This is a genomic window from Nonomuraea sp. NPDC049784 (assembly GCF_040659615.1).
GTDB lineage: Bacteria > Actinomycetota > Actinomycetes > Streptosporangiales > Streptosporangiaceae > Nonomuraea.
Window position 1 is genome coordinate 1 of sequence record NZ_JBFAMX010001285.1, and the last position, 1,123, is coordinate 1,123.

The 1,123-nt window shown below is 77.1% G+C and carries 1 pseudogene; it reads left to right on the forward strand.

Annotated features, from left to right (window positions below):
* Positions 1-1,123, forward strand: a pseudogene (locus tag AB0J09_RS65465) (SMC family ATPase); the annotation flags it as partial.

A 1,123-nucleotide genomic window follows, 5' to 3' on the forward strand; every position in this document is an offset into this window, starting at 1 on the left:
CGGCGCGGCTGCGGTTCGAGGAGGCCGCCGCCCTCGCCGACCGGCAGCGCCGTCACGCCGAGGCGCTCACCCTGCGCCGCACCCTCGACGAGCGGGCGGACGAGCGGGCCGACCTCCAGGCCGTCCTCGACGACGCCGCCAGGGCCGATCGTGTGGTGCCCCTCATCACGGCGGTCAGGCAACGTTCGGAGGCCGCCACCAAAGCACGCACCCTGGCCGCCGACGCCCTCGCCCGAGCCCGCCCCCTCCTGACCCGGCAGGCGCAGCGGGAACGGCAGGCGGGCAACGCCACCGGCCCCTCGGCGGACGGTCTCCGGGCGGCGCCCGACCGCGACTCCAGCCCTTCGGTGGGAGCCTGGCCGGCAGGCGGTCCCACGGCGGCCGGGTTGGCGGCGTTGGAGCGGGAGCGGCAGGCGGAGATCGCTCGCCTGTCGGAGCTGCTCACAGAAGAGGCCCGATTGTCGGTGGTCCGGCGCGACCTGTTGCGCGTCGAGGAAGAACTGGCCGAGCTGGTCGGCGCCGATGAGGCCGTCGGCGCGCGGCTGGCCGTCCTGCCCGGCCTCATCGAACAGGCCGAGGGCAGGCTGGCCGAGGCGCGGATGGACGCCGCCAGGATCCCGGCCGCGCAGGCCGTACGGGATGCCGCCGCCCACCTGATCGAGATCGACGACGAGCTGGCCAGGCTGGCCGTGGAGCTCGACGCGCTGGCACAGCGCGAGGCCGAGGTGTCGGCCACCGAGGCCGAGCTGCCCGAACGCATCGCCGACGCCGGCGCGGCGCTGGCGGAGGTGCAGGCGCAGGCGGCGGCCATCCCGGCGGCGTCCGCGAGCCTCGACGCCGCCAGGGCCGCGCTGGAGGCCACCCACCGCCGGGAGTCGCTGGCAGCGGAGCTGGAGGCGGCCGTGGCCACCCACCAGGCGCTCGTGGACCACGCCCAGACCCTGCGCGAACACTGGCTCGACCTACGCCAGGCCCGGATCGACGGCATGGCGGCGGAGCTGGCCCGCGACCTGTCCGAGGGCCGGCCCTGCGCGGTCTGCGGCTCCGACCACCACCCGCACCCCGCCTCCCCGGCCCCCAGCGCCCCTTCGGCTGAGGACGAGCACGCGGCCGAGACCGCCAG